Origin of the sequence: Nonomuraea ferruginea, assembly GCF_039540635.1 — a bacterium.
Classification (GTDB): domain Bacteria; phylum Actinomycetota; class Actinomycetes; order Streptosporangiales; family Streptosporangiaceae; genus Nonomuraea; species Nonomuraea ferruginea.
Genome location: NZ_BAABFD010000019.1, coordinates 57,219 through 79,286 on the forward strand (window position 1 = coordinate 57,219; position 22,068 = coordinate 79,286).

20 protein-coding genes are annotated in these 22,068 nt (G+C 71.2%); 7 read left to right on the forward strand and 13 right to left on the reverse strand.

Annotated features, from left to right (window positions below):
* Positions 1-77 precede the first annotated feature (77 nt).
* From ABD999_RS31800 to ABD999_RS31810, 3 genes are read left to right on the forward strand one after another with little or no spacing between them, the layout of a single operon-like run.
* The gene (locus tag ABD999_RS31800) at positions 78-4,469 is read left to right on the forward strand and encodes a glycoside hydrolase family 38 N-terminal domain-containing protein (RefSeq protein WP_271276621.1); all 4,392 of its coding nucleotides are present in this window, start codon (positions 78-80) and stop codon (positions 4,467-4,469) included.
* A complete protein-coding gene (locus tag ABD999_RS31805) occupies positions 4,466-5,254 on the forward strand; it encodes a DUF7158 domain-containing protein (RefSeq protein ID WP_271276622.1) in 789 nt (262 codons plus the stop codon). The genes ABD999_RS31800 and ABD999_RS31805 overlap by 4 nt, the downstream gene beginning before the upstream one ends.
* On the forward strand, positions 5,251-6,180 hold the full coding sequence (locus ABD999_RS31810; protein WP_148036902.1) for an ROK family protein: 930 nt from the start codon (positions 5,251-5,253) through the stop codon (positions 6,178-6,180). The genes ABD999_RS31805 and ABD999_RS31810 overlap by 4 nt, the downstream gene beginning before the upstream one ends.
* Here the strand turns inward: ABD999_RS31810 and ABD999_RS31815 are convergent.
* From ABD999_RS31815 to purN, 3 genes are all read right to left on the reverse strand, one after another.
* Positions 6,159-6,341 carry a hypothetical protein gene (locus ABD999_RS31815; protein ID WP_148036901.1) on the reverse strand — a complete coding sequence of 61 codons (183 nt, stop codon included), beginning with the start codon at positions 6,339-6,341 and terminating at the stop codon, positions 6,159-6,161. The two genes, ABD999_RS31810 and ABD999_RS31815, sit on opposite strands and share 22 nt — an antisense overlap.
* A 118-nt stretch (positions 6,342-6,459) precedes the next feature.
* Positions 6,460-8,001 (reverse strand): bifunctional phosphoribosylaminoimidazolecarboxamide formyltransferase/IMP cyclohydrolase, encoded by a 1,542-nt coding sequence (gene purH / locus ABD999_RS31820; RefSeq protein ID WP_148036900.1) that lies wholly within the window; start codon positions 7,999-8,001, stop codon positions 6,460-6,462.
* On the reverse strand, positions 7,998-8,627 hold the full coding sequence (purN, locus tag ABD999_RS31825; RefSeq protein ID WP_261809073.1) for a phosphoribosylglycinamide formyltransferase: 630 nt from the start codon (positions 8,625-8,627) through the stop codon (positions 7,998-8,000). Before purN ends, purH begins: the two co-directional genes overlap by 4 nt.
* Before the next feature lie 76 nt (positions 8,628-8,703).
* Here purN and ABD999_RS31830 point away from each other — a divergent pair, with 76 nt between their 5' ends.
* Positions 8,704-9,123 (forward strand): hypothetical protein, encoded by a 420-nt coding sequence (locus tag ABD999_RS31830; protein ID WP_261809072.1) that lies wholly within the window; start codon positions 8,704-8,706, stop codon positions 9,121-9,123.
* Here ABD999_RS31830 and ABD999_RS31835 read toward each other — a convergent pair whose 3' ends face one another.
* The 3 genes from ABD999_RS31835 to sucC all read right to left on the reverse strand — a co-directional run bounded on the left by ABD999_RS31835 (position 9,124) and on the right by sucC (position 12,973).
* Positions 9,124-10,749, reverse strand: a complete 1,626-nt coding sequence (locus tag ABD999_RS31835) for a cell division protein PerM (RefSeq protein ID WP_148036898.1) — start codon at positions 10,747-10,749, stop codon at positions 9,124-9,126.
* Positions 10,750-10,912: 163 nt separating this feature from the next.
* Complete coding sequence (gene sucD, locus ABD999_RS31840; protein WP_148036897.1) at positions 10,913-11,788, reverse strand: succinate--CoA ligase subunit alpha; 876 nt, start codon at positions 11,786-11,788, stop codon at positions 10,913-10,915.
* Between the two features lie 3 nt (positions 11,789-11,791).
* Entirely contained in the window at positions 11,792-12,973 is a 1,182-nt protein-coding gene (gene sucC, locus ABD999_RS31845) for an ADP-forming succinate--CoA ligase subunit beta (RefSeq protein WP_148036896.1), read from the reverse strand.
* A gap of 489 nt (positions 12,974-13,462) precedes the next feature.
* On the opposite strand from sucC, the gene ABD999_RS31850 reads away from it, so the two are divergent.
* Positions 13,463-14,068 (forward strand): hypothetical protein, encoded by a 606-nt coding sequence (locus ABD999_RS31850; RefSeq protein ID WP_271276623.1) that lies wholly within the window; start codon positions 13,463-13,465, stop codon positions 14,066-14,068.
* A gap of 401 nt (positions 14,069-14,469) precedes the next feature.
* Positions 14,470-15,429: a L,D-transpeptidase gene (locus ABD999_RS31855; protein ID WP_271276624.1), complete on the forward strand. Its 960-nt coding sequence runs from the start codon at positions 14,470-14,472 to the stop codon at positions 15,427-15,429.
* Between the two features lie 9 nt (positions 15,430-15,438).
* On the opposite strand, the gene pcrA is transcribed toward ABD999_RS31855, so the two are convergent.
* On the reverse strand, positions 15,439-17,661 hold the full coding sequence (pcrA, locus tag ABD999_RS31860; RefSeq protein ID WP_271276630.1) for a DNA helicase PcrA: 2,223 nt from the start codon (positions 17,659-17,661) through the stop codon (positions 15,439-15,441).
* Between the two features lie 124 nt (positions 17,662-17,785).
* Here pcrA and ABD999_RS31865 point away from each other — a divergent pair, with 124 nt between their 5' ends.
* Positions 17,786-18,505, forward strand: coding sequence for a PIG-L deacetylase family protein (locus ABD999_RS31865; protein WP_219545169.1), 720 nt, complete (start codon positions 17,786-17,788; stop codon positions 18,503-18,505).
* Between the two features lie 6 nt (positions 18,506-18,511).
* Here the strand turns inward: ABD999_RS31865 and ABD999_RS31870 are convergent, their stop codons facing one another.
* From ABD999_RS31870 to ABD999_RS31895, 6 genes are all read right to left on the reverse strand, one after another.
* Complete coding sequence (locus tag ABD999_RS31870) at positions 18,512-18,940, reverse strand: PIN domain nuclease (RefSeq protein WP_148036891.1); 429 nt, start codon at positions 18,938-18,940, stop codon at positions 18,512-18,514.
* Entirely contained in the window at positions 18,922-19,146 is a 225-nt protein-coding gene (locus ABD999_RS31875) for a type II toxin-antitoxin system VapB family antitoxin (RefSeq protein WP_148036890.1), read from the reverse strand. The genes ABD999_RS31870 and ABD999_RS31875 overlap by 19 nt, the downstream gene beginning before the upstream one ends.
* A gap of 195 nt (positions 19,147-19,341) precedes the next feature.
* Entirely contained in the window at positions 19,342-20,328 is a 987-nt protein-coding gene (locus ABD999_RS31880) for a DUF2804 domain-containing protein (RefSeq protein ID WP_148036889.1), read from the reverse strand.
* Complete coding sequence (locus ABD999_RS31885) at positions 20,328-21,038, reverse strand: CPBP family intramembrane glutamic endopeptidase (protein WP_271276625.1); 711 nt, start codon at positions 21,036-21,038, stop codon at positions 20,328-20,330. The genes ABD999_RS31880 and ABD999_RS31885 overlap by 1 nt, the downstream gene beginning before the upstream one ends.
* 43 nt (positions 21,039-21,081) lie before the next feature.
* On the reverse strand, positions 21,082-21,339 hold the full coding sequence (locus tag ABD999_RS31890) for a WhiB family transcriptional regulator (protein WP_219545166.1): 258 nt from the start codon (positions 21,337-21,339) through the stop codon (positions 21,082-21,084).
* Positions 21,340-21,414: 75 nt separating this feature from the next.
* Positions 21,415-22,068 (reverse strand): neutral zinc metallopeptidase, encoded by a 654-nt coding sequence (locus tag ABD999_RS31895; protein ID WP_148036886.1) that lies wholly within the window; start codon positions 22,066-22,068, stop codon positions 21,415-21,417.

Below are 22,068 nucleotides of genomic sequence, written 5' to 3' on the forward strand. Positions count from 1 at the left end.
CCGGCCGATGACATCGTTGTCATGGACCCACGGAAGGCATAGTGTGGCCGTCGCCGGTCTGGGTGTTAGGGGTTGATTTGTCTGTTCGCCTGCTGTCCGCGGAGCCGACCGATCTGTTCGTGGGGCCGGCGGACCGGCCACGCCAGGTGCTGAAGGTCACCGTCGCGCGGGACGGGCGCGAGGCCGCGCTGGAGGTGCGCGGCGACGGCGTGCGCGGGCACGCGACCGTGCCCGCCGGGGACGGACCGGTCACGCTGGAGGTGCCGCTCGACGCCGAGACGCCGCCGGGCGCGGTGGTGCCGTGCGTGGTGACCTTGGAGGGCGAGACGCTGGACGTGACCGTGACGGCCGAGTCTCCCGGCTGGACCATGTTCATGGTCTCCCACTTCCACTACGACCCGGTCTGGTGGAACACCCAGGCCGCCTACACCAGCCCGTGGGAGCTGCTGGCCGCCGACGCGACCACCAGGCCGCTCTGGGAGTTCAACGCGTTCGCGCTGGTCGAGGCGCACATCGAGCTGGCCCTGCGGGACCCGGACTACCGGTTCGTGCTGGCCGAGGTCGACTATCTGAAGCCGTTCCTCGACACCCATCCCGAGCGCCGCGCCGACCTGCGCGCCCTGCTCGCCGAGGGCCGGGCCGAACTGGTCGGCGGCACGTACAACGAGCCCAACACCAACCTGACCGGGGCCGAGACCACCATCAGGAACCTCGTCCACGGCATCGGCTACCAGCGCGACATCCTCGGCGGCGACCCGCGCACCGCCTGGCAGCTCGACGCGTTCGGGCACGACCCGCAGTTCCCCGGCTACCTGGCGGCGGCCGGGCTGACCGGGAGCGCGTGGGCGCGCGGGCCGTTCCACCAGTGGGGGCCGATCGACAAGAACTTCGGCGCGGCCGGGAACGACGCCACCCTGATGCAGTTCCCCAGCGAGTTCGAGTGGATCGCGCCGTCCGGGCTGGGGGTGCTGACGCACTACATGCCCGCCCACTACTCGGCCGGCTGGTGGATGGACTCGGCGCCGACGCTGGAGGCCGCCATGGCGGCGGTGTACGAGTTGTACCGGTCGCTCAAGCCCGTCGCCGCCACCCGGAACATCCTGCTGCCCGTCGGCACCGACTACACCCCGCCGAACAAGTGGGTGACCGAGATCCACCGTGCCTGGAACGCGCGGTACGTGTGGCCGCGGTTCGTGTGCGGGACGCCTCGGGACTTCCTGGACGCGGTTCGTACCGAAATTTCGGCCTTAAGCCCGCAATCACGGGACATGAACCCGATCTATACCGGCAAGGACGTCTCCTACATCGACACCAAGCAGGCCCAGCGGGCCGCCGAGGTGGCGGCGCTGGACGCCGAGCGGCTCTCGGCGCTCGCCGCGCTGCTGGGGCTGGGCCGCTACCCGCACACCGCGCTGGACAAGGTGTGGCGGCAGCTCGCGTACGGGGCGCACCACGACGCGATCACCGGCTCCGAGTCCGACCAGGTCTACATCGACCTGCTGACCGGCTGGCGCGAGGCGTACGACCTGGCGGCGGACGCCCGCGACCGGGCCCTCGACGCGCTGATGGGCCAGGTGGCGGTGGACGGGCGCAGCGTCGTGGTGACGAACACGCTGCCGTTCGCCCGCGACGGCCTGGTGCGCGTGCGCCTCGGGCCCGGACTGCGCGTCGCCGACCCGGCGGGCGTGGAGATCCCCGCCGTCTCCGAGCACGGCACGCTGACGTTCACGGCCAGGGACGTGCCCGCGACGGGCTGGCGCACGTACCGGATCGTCGAGGGCCGGGCCGACCCGTGGCAGGACCTGCCCGGCACGACCATCGAGAACGAGCGCTGGCGGATCGTCGCCGACCCCGCCAGGGGCGGCGCGCTGGCCTCCGTCACCGACCTGGCCACCGGCCGCGAACTGCTCACCGGCCTGGGCAACGAGCTGCGCCTGTACGAGGAGTACCCGCAGCATCCGGACATGGGCGAAGGGCCGTGGCACCTCATGCCCACCGGCAGCTCCCTCGGGTCAGGCGACGCCCCCGCGGATTCCGTACGGGCCGAGACCTCCCCCGTCGGGCAGCGGATCATCGTCACCGGGCAGGTGGGCGAGGTCGCGTACGAGCAGGTCGTCACCCTCCTGGCGGGCTCCGACCGGGTGGACCTCACCACCCGCGTGGTCGACTACACCGGCGCCGACCGCCTGCTCAGGGTCCGGTTCCCGGCACACGTCGAGGGCGCGCTGCCGGTGTCGGACGTGGCGGGCGCCGTCGTGGGGCGCGGCTTCGCGCTGCCGGACGTGGACTCCGCCGAACACCCGTGGACGCTCGACAACCCGGCCAACACCTGGTTCGGCCTGTCCTCCACCGCCCGGGTGGACCTCGGCCCGGCCGGCGCGCGGGCGATCGGCGTGGCCGAGATCGTGGTGCCCGGCCCTTCGGACGCGCCTCGGGCCCGCGAGCTCGTCGCGGCGCTGGCCCGGGTGGGCGTCACCGCCACCACCTCCACCGCCTCGGGCACCCGGTACGGGTGGCTGCACGTGGACTCGAACCTGCCGGACACGCGCATCGTCCTCGGCGGGCCGGACACCAACCCGGTCGCCGCCGAGCTGCTGTCCCGCTGCGACCCGGTCTTCTCCGAGGCGCTCACGTCGGGCGCGCGGCGCGTGTGGGTGCCCGCCGAACGGCCGCTGGCCGAGGTGTGGCGGCCCAGCGCGGACCTGCGCGACCTGCGTTCCCTGCCCGCCCTCATCGTCGCCGGGCCGGTGGACGAGCTGGTGGACGACCTGGCCGGCGCCGTCATCCCGGCCGTCTGCCCGGCCGGTTCCGAACGGCTCGACGACCGGACGGTGGCGCTGCTGGCGTACGGGCTGCCGGGCTTCGCGGTGGACCCGTCGGGGGCTCTGCACCTGTCGCTCATGCGGTCCTGCACGGGCTGGCCCTCCGGCGTCTGGCTCGACCCCCCGCGCCGCACCGGCCCCGACGGGTCGGCGTTCCAGCTCCAGCACTGGACCCACGAGTTCTCGTACGCCCTCGTGGCCGGACCCGGCGACTGGCGGGCGAACCGGCTCCCCTCCTCGGGCCAGGAGTTCACCACCCCACTGCTGCCCCGCGTGGTCGCCCCGGCGAACAGACCTCCGACTCACACGACCAACCCAGCAAGCGAGCCACCGCACGCGACGGACAGGCTGCTGATGGGCGCGACCGGTCCGGCGGGAGTGGCGCCACACGCGGGCGCGTCCCCGCCGCACGCCACGGACGGGCCGCTGATGGGGGCGAGTGGTCCGGTGCTACCGCAGGTGTGCTCGTTGCTGCGCGTGGAGCCTGCTCGTGACGTGCTCCTGGGCACGCTCAAGGCCACCGGCAACCCGCACGCCCACGGGCGCGCCCGTCTCGCCGCCGAGACGGTCACCCTGCGCCTGGTGGAGGCCACTGGGCTCGGCTCTGAGGCCAAGGTCCACTCCCCTCTTCTGCCCTCCGCTCTGACGCCCGCCGACCTGCTCGAACGTCCTCTCCCGCCGACAGCGCCCCATCCCGCCGCGGGAGGCTTCGACGGGTCGGTGCTGCCGAAGCGGGTGGGAGGTTCGAGGACGCGCCGGCCGCTCTTCGATCCCGAGGGGAACCACCCGGGGGCCGTGAGGCTGGGCGGGGCCGAGGTGGGCACGTTTCTGGTCGCCGCCGAGCCCATGGAGACGGGGCCCGAGCTGGGCGCGGTGAGAGAGACCGCGCAGCCGGTGTACGCGCGTTACTGGCTGCACAACAAGGGCCCGGCGCCGCTCGGCTATCTGCCGGTGTCGGTCACCCTGACTCCCGGCCTGGTCACCCCGGACGGGCCGTTCGAGGTGGACGTCGTCGTGTCGTCGCAGCTGACCGACGCGGCGCACGAAGGCGTCGTGGAGCTGCACGTACCCGATGGGTGGACGGTGCTGCCGGCGCGGCGGCCGTTCCGCGTCGAGCCAGGCGGGCACGTCCGGTTCCCCGCCACCGTCACCCCAGCACCCGGCCGGGGCCTGCACTTCGTGTCCGCGCGGACGGGCGTCGGCGGGCAGGTGATCGAGGACGTGGTCACGGTGGCGCTCGGCGACGCCCCCGAACTGCCCGTGCCCGGCCCCGCGCCCGCCCCCGTCGACGCCGTCCGGGGCACCACGGCCGACGAGGCCCGCCCCACCGGCCTGTCGGTGACCACGCTCGCGGACGCGCTCACCCTCCGCCCCGGCGACCGCGCCGCTCTGACCGTACGGCTCGCGAACGGCACCCACGGAGAGATCCGGGGCGAGGCCCAGCTCGCCGCCCCGTGGGGGACGTGGGAGCTGCTCCCCTCGGCCATCAGGGGGTTCACGGTGGCCGCCGGAGGGACCTGTGACGTGACGTTCCCCGTGGAGGTCCCGCCGGACGCGACGGCCGGGCACTTCTGGGCGCTGCCCAAGGTCATGTGGTTCGGCCGCTGCCAGTACGCCGCCACCGTCCGCCTGGAGGTGACCCGGTGACCGCCGTTCCCGCGGAGATCGGGTACGTCGGTGACAGGCCCGTGGGGCGGGAGGCGCTCGACCGGCGGATCGCCGAACTGCGGGCCGGGCCGTCACGCGCCGCGCTGCCCACGCCCGGCAGCGCCGAGGACCGCCAGCTGGCCCGGTGGCTGACCCAGGTGATCCTCACCGAGGCGCTGTGCGAAGACGAGGCCGCGCGCCTCGGGCTGGCCCCCGTGGACGGGCCGCCGCTCGACCGGATCGCCGCCGTCGAGCTGGGCTCCGTCAACGCCGCCGCCTATCACGGCAGCCCGTGGGTGCGCGCGATGTACCGGCACGTGACCGCCACCGCCGAGGTGCCCGCCGCCTGGCGTCCCTCCCCCGTACGGGACGATCGGGAGACCCGCTACCTGGTGCTGCACGGGCTGTTCGAGGACAGGGAGACCGCCCGGACGGCCACCCCGGCCGACCTGGAACCGCTGGGCGCGGTCACCCTGGAGTCGCTGCCCGCCGCCCTCGCCGCGGCCCTCCGCTCCCGGCCATTCGGAGAGCTCACCGGCCCCGTACGAGATGCCCTGGGGTGGCATGTCGCGGTGGCGGAGCGCTCGGAGCTGGACGTCGCGGCCCTCGACGGCGAGACGCCCGCTTCGGAGAGCGGCGCCGAGGCACCCCGGCTCGACGCGGCGCGGCGGCTCGCCTTCGCGCGGTGGATCGATGAGAAGCGGGCCGCGACGGTGCGGCTCGTGCCCGGACTTGAGCATCCTGGCGACCCTCGCCAGCCCGACAACCACCACAAACACTCATGAATCACGTACTTGCCATTGACATCGGCGGGACCAAGCTCGCCGCCGCGCTCGTGGACGCGAGCGGATCCGTGCTGCGTTCCGGCACCCGGCCCACGCCGGGGCAGGAGGTCATGGCCGCGCTGCGCGGCCTGATCGAGGAGGTGACCGAGGGCGGGCCGGAGCCCGGTGCCGTCGGGATCGGGTGCGCCGGGCCGCTGGACCTCGCCGCCGGGACCGTGAGCCCGGTGAACATGCCGAGCTGGCGCGGCTTCCCGCTCCGCGACGAGGTGCGGAAGGTGACCGGCCTGCCCACCGTGCTCGCCGGCGACGCGCAGTGCATGGCGCTGGGCGAGCACTGGCTGGGCGCGGGCCAGGAGACCCGCGCGCTGCTGGGCATCGTGGTCTCCACCGGCATCGGCGGCGGCCTGGTCGTCGGCGGCACGCCACTGCTCGGCCCCACCGGGAACGCCGGTCACGTCGGCCACATGAGCGTGGACCCCTACGGGGAGCGCTGCGAGTGCGGCGGACGCGGCTGCGTCGAGAGGTACGCGAGCGGCCCCAACATGGCCCGCTGGGCGCTGGAGAACGGCTGGACCCCCGGCCGGGCATCGACCGGCGACCCCGTGGTCGCGGACGCGCGGACGTTGGCGGGGGATGCCGCCGCAGGTGATCCCGTGGCGGTGGCCGCGTTCGAGCGGGGGGCGCGGGCGCTGGCCGGGATGATCGCCTCGACGGCCGCCGCGGTCGAGATCACCACCGTGGTCGTCGGCGGGGGCGTCTCCCAGGCGGGGCCGGTGCTGTTCGGCCCGCTGGAGGCGGCGCTGGACGACGTCGGCGGGCTGGGGTTCGTCAGGGCCGTCGAGGTGCGGCCGACCACGCTGGGGGTGCGGGCCGGCCTCGCCGGGGCGGCCAAGCTGGCCTGGGACTACTCCCGCTCGGCGAGCTGAGCCTCACGGCGCTCGATGATCCTGCGGGTGAACGGGATCAGCTCCATGGCCCGGCCGCCGAGGTAGGCGCCGATGAAGGCCAGCAGGATGAGCACGAAGGGGCTGGTGGCGAATCCGTTCACGGCCAGGAGGACGTTCAGGGATGCGTCGAGCAGCGTCATAGAGACACTCCGAGGGGAATGAGACACGCAACGCGCATCAGATTAACCGGACAAGCGGCATGCCGCCGCACTTTTCCGGCAAATCGGCGGCCCGGGGTCCGGGCCGCCGAGCCGTCGATCAGTGGAAGAAGTGCCGCGTGCCGGTGAAGTAGAGCGTGACGCCCGCCTTCTCCACCGCGTCGATGACCTCCTGGTCGCGTACGGAGCCGCCGGGCTCGACGATGGCCTTCACGCCGCCCTCGATGAGCACCTGCGGCCCGTCGGGGAACGGGAAGAACGCGTCGGACGCGGCCACCGCGCCCGTCGCGCGCTCGCCCGCCCGGCTGACCGCGAGGCGGCAGGAGTCGACCCGGTTGACCTGCCCCATGCCCACGCCCACGGTGGCGCCGTCGCTGGCCAGCAGGATCGCGTTGGACTTGACCGAGCGCGCGGCCCGCCAGGCGAACGCCAGGTCGGCCAGCATCTCCGGGGAGGCCGGCTCGCCCGCCTTGAGCTGCCAGGTGGACGGGTCGTCGCCGGCCGCGTCGACCCGGTCGACCTGCTGGACGAGCAGGCCGCCGTCGATCCGGCGGAACTCGGCCGCGTTGGCCGGGCCGGCGGGGCAGACGAGCAGGCGCAGGTTCTTCTTCCTGGTGAGGATCTCCAGCGCCTCGGGCTCGAACGCGGGCGCCACCACGACCTCGGTGAACACCTCGGCGATCTGCCGGGCCAGGGACGCCGTGACCGGCCCGTTGACGGCGATCACGCCGCCGTAGGCGGAGACCGGGTCGCACGCGTGGGCCTTGCGGTGCGCCTCGGCCACGTCGGCGCCGACGGCGATGCCGCACGGGTTCTGGTGCTTGATGATGGCCACGCACGGGTCGGTGAAGTCCCACGCGGCCCGCCAGGCGGCGTCGGCGTCGAGGTAGTTGTTGTAGGACATCTCCTTGCCGTGCAGTTGCTCGGCGTTGGCCAGCCCGTCCGCTCCCGAGGTGTAGAGGGCGGCGCCCTGGTGGGGGTTCTCGCCGTAGCGCAGCTCGGCCTTGCGCCGCCAGGTCGCGCCCATGAACGCGGGCCACTCCTCCTCGGCCGCGTACGCGCTGCCGAACCACGAGGCCACGGCCACGTCGTAGGCGGCGGTGTGGGCGTAGGCGATGCCCGCCAGCCGCTTGCGCTCGGCCTTGCTGAACCCGCCCTGCTCCAGCGCGGCGGACACCTCGCCGTAGAAGCCGGGGTCGACCACGACCGCGCAGGTGTTGTGGTTCTTGGCGGCGCCGCGGATCATGGCGGGGCCGCCGATGTCGATCTGCTCGACGCACTCCTCCGGCGATGCCCCCGAGGCCACCGTCTGCTCGAACGGGTAGAGGTTGACCACCACGAGCTGGAACGGGTCGATCTCCAGCTCCTCCAGCTGCTGCACGTGGTGCGGCTTGCCGAGGTCGGCGAGCAGCCCGGCGTGCACCCTCGGGTGGAGCGTCTTGACGCGCCCGTCGAGACACTCGGGGAAGCCGGTGAGCTGCTCGACCTTGGTCACCGGGATGCCGTAGGACGCGATGGCGGCGGCCGTGCCGCCCGTCGACACGATCTCCACCCCCGCACCGTCGAGAGCCCTGGCCAGCTCTTCCAGCCCCGACTTGTCGTACACGGCGATCAAGGCACGCCGGATGGCGATGCGGGTCACGAGTTTTCCCCTCCAATGTTGTTGCCGATGCGGACGACGCGTCCGCTGACCGTCCAGCCCTCGCGGACCATCCGGCCGACAGTGTCGACGAGCAGCCGGCGCTCGACGGTCTTGATGCGCTCGTGCAGCTCGGACTCGTCGTCGCCCGGCAGCACGCGCACGGCCTCCTGGGCGATGATCGGCCCGGTGTCGACGCCGGCGTCGGCCAGCATCACGGTGCAGCCCGTCACTTGGACCCCGTACGCGAGCGCGTCGCGCACGCCGTGAGCCCCCGGGAACGACGGCAGCAGCGCGGGGTGGGTGTTGACGACCGGGAACGAGTCCAGCGTCGGAGCGCCGAGAATCTTCATGAAGCCGGCCGAGATCACCAGATCGGGCTTGTGGGCCGCGATCTCCGCGGCGATCGCGGCATCCCAATCCTCACGATTCGGATAATCACGCAAATTTCGCACAAAAGTGGGTACGCCTGCGCGTGACGCCCTGGCCAAACCTTCGATCCCATCGCGGTCGGCGCCGACGGCCACCACGCGGGCCCCGTACGAAGGATCGGCGGAAGCGTCCAGCAGGGCCTGTAGGTTTGTTCCAGAGCCGGAGACGAGGACGACGAGCCGCCCAGCCTTAGACACGCACTCTCCCATGGACAATCGTGGGGTGGGGCTGCAAGCGTATCCGTTACTCGCCCGGTGACGCAGAGGAGGTCAGGTGTCGACACCGGTGCAAGCACCGGCCGGTCAGCAGCCCGCGGAGTCCGCGGGCCGCCGAGCGATCTGGTTGTCCATCGCAGCGCTGGCCATGACGTTCATGCTGCCGCTGGCCGGGCTGGTCATGGCGGTGTTCGCGCTCGTGGCCGGCATCCGCGCGCTCCCGCTGCTGAGAGGCGCGGGCAAACCCACCGGCGTGGCGTCGGGCGGCATCGCCGTGGCGACGGCCGCGCTGCTGCTCTCCGCCGGGGCCACCGGCATGCAGGTCTACCTGATGGACGAGAACTCCGCCTACCAGGAGTGCATGAAGGGCGCCGGCACGGTTCAGTCGCAGGGCGAGTGCTTCGTGCAGTTCAGGGAGGCGGCCGAGAAGAAGCTGCCGCCCGACGTGCTGGAGCTGCTCGGCGCGGCGCAGCCCTGATCAGTCGCGGTCCCAGGCGTACGGGTCCACGTAGATCACGTGGCCGCCCTTGTCGTCTGACTCGTCCACGATGTCCTTGCGGCTCCGCGGCGCCTCGTCCAGCGGGGCGCGCGGGCGCGCCTGGGCCAGGGTCTCGGCGGCGGCCGACGCGTGCTCGTCCTGCCAGTCGTCCCTGATGACCGGGATGGGCTGCGTGTCGGCCTCGGTGGCGTCCATCCAGTGGCCGGGCAGCGGGCGGGCGTCCGACTCGGCCAGCCCGACCTTGCTGGCCGCCCTGGCGATCGCCGCCCCCGCCTTCCGCACCGGCGCGGCGGCCTTGTCGAGCGGCGCGCGGGCCTTGCGGCTGAGCAGCAGCAGGTTGGTCACGCCGGCGGAGATGCCGGCGGCCACGCCCACCTCCAGCCCGACCGACAGGGCCACCTCCCACGCCGGCGGCCCGACGACCGTCAGCCTGCCGCCGCCGATCGGCCCGCCGGACAACGCGGCCAGCGCCGCCGCCACCAGCCCGGTCGTGACGCCGGTGAGGAAACCCCAGAGCGGCGCGGCCTCGTACGCGGGAGAGGGCGAGATCCTGGCGACCACGACGCCCGCCACCGCGCCCGCCGCGAACGGCAGCGCGATCACCGCCATCATCCAGACGGGCGCCGGGCCGCTGTCGGGCAGTGCGCCCAGCATCGGCAGGCTCGGCACCGTGCCGAGCTGCACGCCCGTCGGCGCGACCAGCGTGTCCGCGCCGACCGCGAACCCCGGCCCGGCGATGTAGGACAGCCCCCAGATGACCACGTTGAACAGGTAGAGCAGCTGCACCAGCAGGAGCAGCACGCCGCCCACGAACCCCGGCGCGAGCACGTCGGACAGCTCCCGCACCTGGTCGAAGTTGAGCACGATGGCGACCAGCACGAGCACCAGCCCGGCCGCGAGCATGATCGCGGTGGCCACCGCCGTGCCGACGGTCACCGCCCGCACCCGCTCGGGCAGCAGCCTCGGCATCACCCGCCACGGCCCGATCGTGCGCGCGACGGCGAGCGTGCCGGCCAGGAAGGCCAGGAGGAAGTGGCTGATCAGCGCCTCGCCGATGGACGGCTTGGTGAGGTCGTTGGTGGTGGCCAGCGCGATGCCGCCGGCCAGCATGGCATAGGGGGCCGCGAGCGAGACGCCCGCCTGCACGACCAGCACGAGCTGGGCCCGGCGCCGCGCGTTGGCCTTCTCCTTCGGGCTGTTCTTCGGGAGCCGGGCCGGCAGCCGCAGCCGCAGGTCGGCGTCGCGGGCCATCCACCGCCCCGCCTTGTAGAGCAGCAGGGCGGGCAGCACCATCAGGCCCAGGGGCAGCAGCCCGACCCGGCCGCCGGGGATGTCGAAGCCCGCGTGGTGGGCGGCCAGCCAGATCTGCGCGGCCGTGCGGAAAACGCCGGGCAGCCCCTGGCCGAGCGCCCCGCGCGGGGCCGCCATCCAGCCGACGATGGTGAGCGTGGTGAGGACGGCGAGCCCGGCGCCCAGCGCGATGGCGGCGGCGAGCATGCCGGACACGGGCAGGGGCCGGCGGGACTCGTCGTCACCCGAGACCCCCGGCAGCTTGCCGAGAACCGACCGGGGGGCGGTGCGGAGCTGGTCGAGTATCGCCGTCACAACAAGTGATTTTCTCAATCTTTCCCGACCGGCGCTTGGTTGACGCGCCGCACCCGCCCGGTTTATACGGTGTTTCCGCGACGGGCACGGGCTTTCCGAGCCCCGGACACGCGGAAGGCCCCGCCCGGACGAACGAGCCGTCCGTGGGGGCCTTCGCCGCTGTCTAGCGTGACTGCATGATCTCCCGCATCAGGCGGGCGGTCTCGGAGGGGGTCTTGCCGACGCGCACGCCGACCTTCTCCAGGGCCTCCTTCTTCGCCTGGGCGGTGCCGGCCGAGCCGGAGACGATGGCGCCGGCGTGGCCCATGGTCTTGCCCTCGGGCGCGGTGAAGCCCGCGACGTAGGCGACGACCGGCTTGGTGACGTGCTTCTCGATGTAGGCGGCCGCGCGCTCCTCGGCGTCGCCGCCGATCTCGCCGATCATCACGATCGCGTCGGTGCCTGGGTCGTCCTGGAACGCCTGGAGGCAGTCGATGTGCGTGGTGCCGATGACCGGGTCGCCGCCGATGCCCACGGCGGTGGAGAAGCCGAAGTCGCGCAGCTCGTACATGAGCTGGTAGGTCAGCGTGCCGGACTTCGACACCAGGCCGATGCGGCCCGCGGTGGTGATGTCGGCGGGGATGATGCCGGCGTTGGAGGCGCCGGGAGAGGCGATGCCGGGGCAGTTGGGGCCGATGATGCGGGTCTTGTTGCCCTTCTCGGTCGCGTACGCCCAGAACTCGGTGGTGTCGTGGACCGGCACGCCCTCGGTGATCACCACGCAGAGCGGGATCTCGGCGTCGACGGCCTCCTTGACGGCGTCCTTGGTGAACGCCGGGGGGACGAAGACGACGGACACGTCGGCGCGCGTCTTCTCCATCGCCTCCTTGACCGTGCCGAACACGGGCAGGCCCTCGTGGGTGGTGCCGGCCTTGCGGGCGTTGACGCCGCCCACGACGCGGGAGCCGGCGGCGAGCATGCGGCGGGTGTGCTTGGTGCCCTCCGAGCCGGTCATGCCCTGAACGATGATCTTGCTGTTCTCGGTCAGCCAGATTGCCATGTGTCACGCACCTACCGCAGCGAGCTCGGCGGCCCGCTTGGCCGCGTCGTCCATCGTGTCGACCAGCTCGACGCGCGGGAGCGCGGCGTCGGCCAGGATCTGTCGCCCGAGCTGGGCGTTGTTGCCGTCGAGGCGGACCACCAGCGGGTGGTTGACCGACTCGCCGCGGCTCTCCAGCAGCTTGAACGCCGAGACGATGCCGTTGGCCACGGCGTCGCAGGCGGTGATGCCGCCGAACACGTTGACGAAGATCGACTTGACCGACGGGTCGGACATGATGATCTCCAGGCCGGCCGCCATGACCTCGGCGGACGCGCCGCCGCCGATGTCGAGGAAGTTGGCCGGGGCGGGCTTGCCGGGGAAGGCCTCGCCCGCGTAGGCGACCACGTCGAGCGTGGACATGACCAGGCCGGCACCGTTGCCGATGATGCCGACGGTGCCGTCGAGCTTGACGTAGTTGAGGTCCTTGGCCTTGGCCGCGGCCTCCAGCGGGTCCTCGGCGGCTTGGTCGACGAAGGCCTCGTGGTCGGGCTGGCGGAAGGAGGCGTTGTCGTCGAGCGTGACCTTGCCGTCGAGGGCCTTCACCTGGCCGTCGGCCGACAGGATCATCGGGTTGACCTCGACGAGGCTGGCGTCCTCGTCGACGAACGCGCACCAGAGCTTCTCGATGAGCTCGGCCGCGCCGTCGAGCGCCTTCTCCGGCAGCCCGCCGGCCGCCGCGATCTCGCGGGCCGTGGCGCGGTCGACGCCGGTCAGCGGCGAGACCGGCACCTTGGCGACCTTCTCGGGGGTCGAGTGGGCGACCTCTTCGATGTCCATTCCGCCCGCGGCGGAGCAGATGGCCAGGAAGGTGCGGTTGGCGCGGTCGAGCAGGAAGGAGAAGTAGTACTCCTCCGCGATCGCGCTGGCCTCCTCCACGAGCACCTTGTGCACCGTGTGGCCCTTGATGTCCATGCCCAGGATGGCCTGGGCCTTCTCGACGGCGTCGGCGGCGTCGTCGGCCACCTTGACGCCGCCGGCCTTGCCGCGGCCTCCGGTCTTCACCTGCGCCTTGACGACGACGCGACCGGTGAGCTCCTCGGCGGCCGCGCGTGCCTCCTCCACGGTGTGGGCGACGATGCCGCGTGGCACCGGGATGCCGTAGTCGGCGAAGAGTTCCTTCGCCTGATGTTCGAACAGGTCCACGAGGGTCCGTCCTTGCTTCTCCGACTGAATGTTCGACGGCCCGGGCCACCCCGTACGTCCGTGCCGGGCGTTTCCGCCAGTGAAGCCTAGCCCCAGACTTGACCCTTCCCGGTCACCGGGTCGCGGTTGTGCCTGGATGTGACGGTGATCTCACTCCGCCTGCACGAAATGTGCACCGAATCATCAGCTCTTGTCCGCCTATTGAGATATCGCTGTGATCTTCGATCGGCAAGATACCTTTTTCCCCTTCCTTTTCAACCGAGGACAACGATGAGAAGAGTCATTGCCGGACTGGCATTGGCCACCGCGGCGACGCTGGTCACGGTGGCGCCAGCGCAGGCCGCACCGGCGAATCCGGTCAAAACGCTGAAGCAGCAGTTCAAGCCCGGACACGGAGTGCGCGTTTCCGAAACTGCGCGTAGTTACGTCGACGGAAAGGCCGCCGAAACCCTTCGTACGACAGGAAAACTCGCCTTCGGTAAGAAGGGAGTGATCGCGGCCGACCTGACCAGCCGCGCGAAGTCCAGCGGTAAGGGCAATACGCGCACCTCCCTGTCGGCGCTGGGCTCCAACCGCACCATCAGCACGGGCGACCACAGGTACCTGCAGGGCGGCATCTTCACGGACATGCTGCCCGAGGGCAAGAAGTGGCTGCGTTACCCCGGCTTCTCCCACCAGTCGAACCAAATGGTCGACATCTTCAACCCGAAGGTGCTCAAGGGCCTGGTCGCCAAGGCCGAGAACGTCAAGGGCGACTACAAGGGCACGGTCACCCTCAAGCAGCTCGCGGCGTTCCAGGACACGAAGATCCCCGGCAAGCTCGGGAAGATCAAGGTCAAGTATCTCCTCGACACCAACGCCAGAGGACTGGTGACCCGCGTGGTGAGCGAGTGGACACTGGACTTCGGCCTCATGGGCAGCAGCCGCACCGTCACCGACACCCGCTACACCGGCTGGGGCTCCAAGGTCACGATCAAGGCCCCGGCGAAGTCGCAGTGGCTCGACATCGCCGACCTGTTCGCCGAGACGCCGGACGCCGACATCCCGTCGGAGATCCCGGAAGACGCCATCAGCTCACTCGGGGTCGGCGGCTAGCTTTCCTTCTCTCCCGTACGAATGAGGACCCTCATGCTCTCGGGCATGGGGGTCTTCCCACTCCCACGAGACCGAGACATCACATGAAGCGTCTCACCGCGGCTCTCGCCTCGACCTTCGTCCAGGCCGTCCCCGCGCAGGCCGCGCTCAAGGATCCGCTCGCCGCCGTGAAGAAGCAGCTCGTCCTGGGCAAGGCGTGAAGTTCACCGAGCGGGTCACCATCGACCGGGACCGTGAGAGCGGCGGGCCGCTAAGGTCAAACGCTGATCCACGGAGGCCGGGTTCGTGCTCCTTTGGACCGTTACAACATCGTGACGAGCCATTCGCCGTCGAAACACGCGTCCCAATTGTCACACGTACAGACGCGCAACGCGGAGAACCATAGCTCAGGAGTACGACCCGTGAATGTCTTCCCCCGGATTCTCGCCGCCGCCGCGCTGGTGACGGCGGTGGCCTGCGCGGCGGAGGGCGCCCCCGTCGCTCAGCAGGCCGCCCGGCCGCAGACGGTGCAGGCGGCTCAAACCGTCACGAAGGCGAATAAGAAGTTCAAGATAGGCATCGCCGACATCACCCCCATGGGCGAGAAGACGGAGAAGGTGGGCGTCGGCTTCCCCATCATCGTCACCTTCGACCGCGACGTGCCCGACAAGGCCGCCGTCGAGTCCGTGCTCCAGGTCGAGGCGGAGCAGCCCGTCGAGGGCGCCTGGCGGTGGGTGTCGCCGCGCAAGGTCATCTACCGCACCAAGACCTACTGGAAGCCCTACCAGAAGGTGCTGTTCAAGGCCCTGCTCAGCGAGATCCCCGGCAACGAGAAGGCGAAGGACGTCAGCCGCCGCTTCGCCGTCGGCGCCAAGCACGTGTCGCTGGTCGACACCCGCAAGCACGTCATGAAGGTCTACCGCAACGGCAAGCTGGCCAAGAAGATCCCGATCAGCGCCGGCCGCGGCGGGCTGGTCAGGAACGGCGTCGACGTCTACCTGACCACCAGCGGCGTCCACCTGACCATGGGCAAGAAGGCTGTGGAGACCATGACCTCGTCGTGGATGGGGGTGACCGACCCGAAGGACCCCCGCTACTACAAGGAGGAGATCCCGTGGGCGGTGCGCATCTCCGACAGCGGCGAGTACGTCCACCAGAGCTTCGGCGACTACCAGTATCTCGGCCGGTCCAACCAGAGCCACGGCTGCGTGCGCGCCACCCCTGCCGGGGCCAAGTGGTTCTACCAGATCAGCCAGCGCGGCGACGTCGTCAAGATCGTCGGCACCAAGCGCAAGCTCCAGTGGAACAACGGCTGGAGCTACTGGCAGCTCAACTGGACCCAGTGGAAGAAGGGCAGCGCCCTGCGCCCCGCCCAGAGCTGACGCACGGGGTCAGAGCTTCTCCAGCGGCGCGTACGCGAGCAGGAGCGTCTTCTCACCGCCCGAGCCGAAGTCGATCTTGACCTTGGTCTTCTCAGCCACGCCGTCGACGGACACCACGGTGCCGAGACCGAACGCGTCGTGGGTGACCCGGTCGCCCGGCGTCAGCGACGGGACGGCCCGGCCGCCGGTCTTCTTCGGGGCCGCGGCCGGGGCGGGCTCGCGGCGGGTGGCGGCGCTCCACGCCGACTTGTCGGGGTCGGTGCGCCACTCGACCAGCTTGGCCGGCACCTCGTTGACGAACCGCGAGGCCGGGTTGAACGACGGCGCGCCCCACGAGCTGCGCACCGCCGCCCGCGTCAGGTAGAGCCGCTGCTGGGCGCGGGTGATGCCGACGTAGGCCAGGCGGCGCTCCTCCTCCAGCTCCTTCGGCTCGCCGATGGAGCGGATGTGGGGGAAGACGCCGTCTTCCATGGCGGTCAGGAACACCACCGGGAACTCCAGGCCCTTGGCGGTGTGGAGCGTCATCAGCGTCACCACGCCCTGGCCGCCGTCCTGCTCGGGGATCTGGTCGGCGTCGGCCACCAGCGACACCTGCTCCAGGAACTCCACGAGCGTGCCCTCGGGATTGGCCTCCTCGAACTCGCCGGCCACCGAGACCAGCTCCTGGAGGTTCTCCAGACGGGACTCGTCCTGAGGATCTTCGGACGCCTCCAGCTCGGCGCGGTAGCCGGTGGCCACCAGCACCTCCTCGGCCAGCGCGGACGGCGGCACGCCCTCGCCCTTGGCGATCAGCTCATCGATCATCGCGACGAACTCCCTGATCGCGTTGAGCGAGCGGGTGGCCATGCCCGGCGCCTCGTCGGCCCGCCGCAGGCCCTCCCAGAACGGGATCCGCTCGCGCGCCGCGAACGCCTCCACCATCGCCTCGGCCCGGTCGCCGATGCCGCGCTTGGGCACGTTGAGTATGCGGCGCAGCGACACCACGTCGAGCGGGTTGGCCAGCACCCGGAGGTAGGCCAGCAGGTCCTTGACCTCCTTGCGCTCGTAGAAGCGCACCCCGCCGACGACCTTGTAGGGCAGGCCGGTGCGGATGAAGATCTCCTCGAACACGCGGGAGGCGGCGTTGGTGCGGTAGAAGACCGCGACGTCGCCCGGCCTGACCTCCTCCTCGTCGGCCAGCCGGTCGACCTCCTGCGCCACGAACACGGCCTCGTCGTGCTCGTTGTCGGCGACGTATCCCACGATCTTGGGCCCGTCGCCCTGGTCGGACCAGAGGTTCTTCGGCTTGCGCGACTCGTTGCGGGAGATGACCGCGTTGGCGGCGGCCAGGATGTTCTGGGTGGAGCGGTAGTTCTGCTCCAGCAGGATCGTGCGGGCGTCGGGGTAGTCGCGCTCGAACTCGAGGATGTTGCGGATCGTCGCGCCACGGAAGGCGTAGATCGACTGGTCGGCGTCGCCGACCACGCACAGCTCCGACTGGCTGGTGCCGGAGCGCACCTGGTCGCCGTCGGCGGTGCGCAGCTCGGGGAACCCGACCAGCTCCCTGATCAGGATGTACTGCGCGTGGTTGGTGTCCTGGTATTCGTCGACGAGGACGTGGCGGAAGCGCATCCGGTAGTGCTCCGCCACCTCGGGGAAGAGCTGGAAGAGCGTCACCGTGTTCATGATGATGTCGTCGAAGTCCATCGCGCCGGCCTCGGTGAGCTTGAGCTGGTAGCTCTTGTAGGCCTGGGCGAGCGTCTTCTCCAGGTGGGAGCCCGCCCGCTCGATCGCGGTCTCGTAGTCGATCAGCTCGTTCTTGAAGTTGCTGACCTGGGCGGAGAACGACCGGGGCGGATAGCGCTTGGGGTCGAGCTCCATCTCGCGGCAGACCATGGCCATGAGGCGCTGGGAGTCGGCCTGGTCGTAGATGGAGAAGCTCGAAGGGAAGCCGAGCCGCTTGGCCTCGCGGCGCAGGATGCGCATGCACGCGCTGTGGAAGGTCATCACCCACATCGCCCGCGAGCGCGGGCCGACGAGCTTGTCGATGCGCTCCTTCATCTCGCGGGCGGCCTTGTTGGTGAACGTGATGGCCAGGATCTCGCCCGGATGGACGTCGCGCTCGGCCAGGAGGTAGGCGATGCGGTGGGTGAGCACCCGCGTCTTGCCGGACCCGGCGCCCGCGACGATCAGCAGCGGGCTGCCGTGGTGGAGCACGGCCTCGCGCTGCTGAGGGTTGAGGCCGTCGAGCAAAGGGTGGTCAACAGAGACTTGGGTGGGCACGCCCCTAGGTTAGGCCCCCTCACCGACAATCGGCGCCCGGAATGCCGGGGACCGGGCTCCCGTTGTGCGGACAGACGCCTCAGAAAGGGGAGCCATGCTGCCGGAGAGTGAGATCACCAGGGTCCTCGTCGTGACGGCGCACCCGGACGACGCCGACTTCGGCGCGGCGGGCAGCGTGGCGCTGTTCGCCGACAAGGGCGTGGAGGTGACCTACCTGCTGGTCACCGACGGCGACGCGGGCGGCAACGACCGCTCCCTGGACCACTCCGGCATGGCCGAACTGCGCCGCGCCGAGCAGGCCGCGGCGGCCAAGTGCGTCGGCGTGACCGACCTGCGCTCCCTCGGCCGCGCCGACGGGACCGTCGTCCCGTCGCTGGATCTGCGCAGGGACATCGCGCGCGTCATCAGGCAGGTACGGCCCGAGCTGGTGATCACCCATCACCCCGAGCGCAACTACGAGTTCATCGCCCCCAGCCACCCCGACCACCGGGCGGTCGGCGGCGCCACCCTGGACGCCGTCTATCCCGACGCGCGCAACCCGTACGCCTTCCCCGAGCTCGTCGAGGAGGAGGGCCTGGAGGCGTGGACGGTGCGTGAGGTGTGGCTCATGGGCGGGCCCACCCGCAACCACTGGGTGGACATCACGCCGGTCGTCGACCGCAAACTGGCGGCACTGCAGTCGCACGCCAGTCAGGTGGGTCACATCGAGGGGTTCGCGGAGATCGTCAGGGACCGTTTCGCCGCCTGGGCGCGGCAGGCCGGCTTCCCCGACGGGCACTACGCCGAGGGCTTCCAGGTCGTCAACACGACATAGGCCGGCTTACGGCACCGAACCGGGCGGCACCACCCACAGCGACGGCTGCCCGGTGACCTCCGCGATCCGGTCGTAGTCGCGGTCGTAGTGGAGCACCGTAGCGCCGTACACCTCGGCGCAGGCGGCGATGAGCAGGTCCGGCGGGCTGACGCCGCGATGCTGCGAGGCCTCGATCAGCTTCAGCTGGACCTCGCGGGCGCGCGCCCAGACTTCCGGTCCGGCGGACAGCCTGATGACCTGGTGCTGTGCGCGGATGATGCGCTTGTAGTGCGCGTGGTTACGGGCGCTGTAGCCGACCTCCAGGTCGATGATGTCGCACGTGGCCACGACACGAGCCGCGTAGAGCGGGTGGAGCGCCTTGGCGACGACGTCGCTGGTCCTGATGCGCGCCAGCGCGCTCGTGTCGAGCAGGTAGATCACTCCTGTCGCCGCCACGCGTGCTTCATTACCTCCGGATCCAGCAGATCCGGGCTCCCCTCCGTCCGCCAGAACTCGAACGCCTCGATCGCGTCCGCCGTCTCCTCGTCCCGGTCGAGCACCGCCTGCAGGGCCGAGTGGACCGTTTCCTTCATGCTGCTCGTCCCCAGCCTGTCCTGGACCGCCTGGACGAGTTCCTTGTCGATGTCGATGACCGTTCGCATGGAACACCACCTCCGTTACCTCCAGCGTATATCACGAAGTGTGATCTTGATATACGCACTCTCCGTGTTTGATCGAACACGTTGAGGCGCGGAAGTGACTTTAAAGCAGCGGCAAAGAGGATGAACGCAGGCCAGGGCCGCGAGGTGAAGGATCCTCACCCCGGGGCGGAAAGCACCCTCACCACCGGGAGAACATCACCAGCGCTGCCGGGCCTCCTCCGCCCACCCCGTCAGCCCGTCGAGCTCCACCCAGGTGCCGTCGTCGGCCTGGGCGCGCCCGGCGAAGTGGCCGAAGCACTGGTGGGTCTCGGAGCCCACCACCACCAGCTCGGTGCGGGCCACCCGCTCGTAGAACGGCGTGAACTCCACCTGCACCCGGGGACCGGTGATCCGCCACGGCCGCATCCAGTCGGCGCGGTCGTAGCTCCACGCCAGCTCCTCGCCGATCTTGTGCAGCCGGCCGCCGATGAACAGGGCGTTCTCCGTCATCCCGGTGCCGGCCGTCCACCGTCCGCCGAGCTGGATCGCCTTCCCGGGCGCGCTGCCCGCCGCCCAGTTCCAGGCGATCGAGTACGGCCAGCGCCCCCGCCCGTGGTCGAGCACGGCGAACGAGTCTTCCTCGCGCACCTCGTACGGGACCGAGCCGAGCACGAGCCTGCCCCGGACCGGGCGGCCGACGTCCTTGACCGTGTACTGGAAGCGCCGCGGGCCCCACGGCACCACCACGCCGAGCGACTCGTGGCCCTCGCGCGACGGCATCTCCAGGTCGACCTCGATGCCCTCGGCGCGGGCGCGCAGCGCGGTGGCGCCGGGGGTCTGGGTGATCCGGATGTCCAGCCCGCCGCCGCCCTTCGCGACGGCGGTGCCCTCCCCGCTGCGGTCGGGCATGACGGTGCCGCGGGCGAACGGCACCACGACGTCCCTGCTGATCTCCTCGCCGGCGGCGCGGTCGAGGACGTAGAGGCCGTGCACGCCCGCGTAGTCGAGCGAGGACGCCACGACGCCGATGATGTGGGACGGGGTGACGATCCCCCAGTATTCCCAGCGCTTGGTGCGGCCCCAGCCGCGCAGGTTGGCCCGGTGGAGCGGCCGTCGCGTCCAGCCGACGGCGGCCGGGTTGAGCCGTCCGTCGGGCAGGCAGAGGTCCACGGGCTCGGTGATCTCCCGTTCGCGCGTCGTCATCAGAGGGAGGCCTCCTGCTGGACGGGCTCGGTCTTGGTCGCGGCGAGGCGGGCGAAGAGGTAGCCCAGCGAGTTGGTCGCCAGATGCAGCATCGAGGGCGCGAGGAGCCCGCCCCGGCGGCGCAGCTCGGTGAACAGGACCCCGGCGGCGGCCGTCGAGAGCACGCTGCCCGCCACGACCCGCGCCGTGTCGAGCCGCCCGGGGGACTCGCCCGCGACGACCGCTCCCAGCGCCGGGTTGGCGCGCGCCATGTCGACGGCCGGCAGGATGTGCCAGAGGCCGAACAGCGCCGACGACACCGCCGTGGCGGTGGCCTGCCCGTGGGCCCGGCGGAGCATCGCGTGCAGCGCCCCGCGGAACCCGACCTCCTCCAGCAGCACCGTGCCGACGGGAACCTGGAGCAGGGCCTCCTCCAGGACGCGGGCGCGGGTGAGCGACAGCGCCCGCTCGTCGTGGAAGAGCGGGCGGGTGCGAGGGAGGGTGATGCCGACGGTGTAGACCGCGGCCACGCCGGTCACCAGCACCCCGCCGATGACCGCCCCACGGCGCCCGTGCTCGAACCCGAGCTCCTCCCACGTGACTCCGGACCGGCGGGCCATCGCCACCAGCGCCGCCGTGGCCGCGGCGGAGGTGAGGGGGCCGAGCCGCGGCGCGACGCGGTTGTTGAGCACGTTGGCCGCGGTCAGCACGGCGATCGAGCGAAGCAGCACCCTTGAAGATTAGTCGCGCTCACTATCAACTCGCGCCGGAGGGTCACGAGGCCGCGGGGCGGCGCACACCTTCGGGAACGCGGGAGCGGCGGCGCTCCTCCGGGGTGAGACCACCCCAGATGCCATCGGCCTCGCCCGCCTTCAACGCGTACGAACGACACTCGGTGAGGACCTGGCACGTCGCGCAGACGGCCTTGGCCCGCGCCTCCTGGACGGGTGAGGGGGCGAGGGGGAAGAAGAGCTCCGGGTCGCTGGATCTGCAGGCCCCCCTGCGCAGCCAGCCGATCTCCTCCAATGGCATGGGCTAACGCTATGACGTGTACAAGATCAGTCGCATCATCCTGGGGATTGACACGCGACTACATCGCGGGAGGTGTCAGCAGGCGCTCACGCCGCGGGTGTAGCCGACGGCGAACGACCGCTGGCGCTGCTCGGCCGTACCGTGGGCCGCCGGGTCGAGCCAGTCGTCGGTCGGGTCGCCGGCGGCGGCGAGGTTGAGCAGGAGCTCGTCCTCGTCGCCCGGCTCGGCCACCAGCGCCCCCGAGTCGATCAGGGCGCGCAGCGTGCCGCCCGCGTAGCAGTCGGCCTGCAGCTCCATCTCCACGTTGAGGCGGAAACTGGTGCGGAGCTGGGCCTGCACGGCGTGGCCGAACTCGTGCGGGATGATCAGATAGACGGAGCCGTCGCCCATCCGGCTCCACAGCGCCCGCATCCACTCCTCGTCGTAGGCGATGAAATGTCCCGCCGAGCAGTAGAAGGCGTTGTTCGGCACGGACGGCTGCCCGCCGCAACGCGGCCCGTTCGTCCCCGAGTAGGGGATGAACCGGTTGACCGGGCGATAGGTCATCCCGGACGCCGCGAACTGCTGTTTCCAGAACTCCTCCGACAGCGTCCTGGCGCCCCACACGTCGTCCTCGAACGAGTCGAGCCCGCGCCGGTCCCTGGACGGCACGTCGATCACACCACAGGCGGAGACGGGGGCCAGCAGCAGCACGACGAGCAGGAGGCGCACGACGAGGGGAGGCGTCAC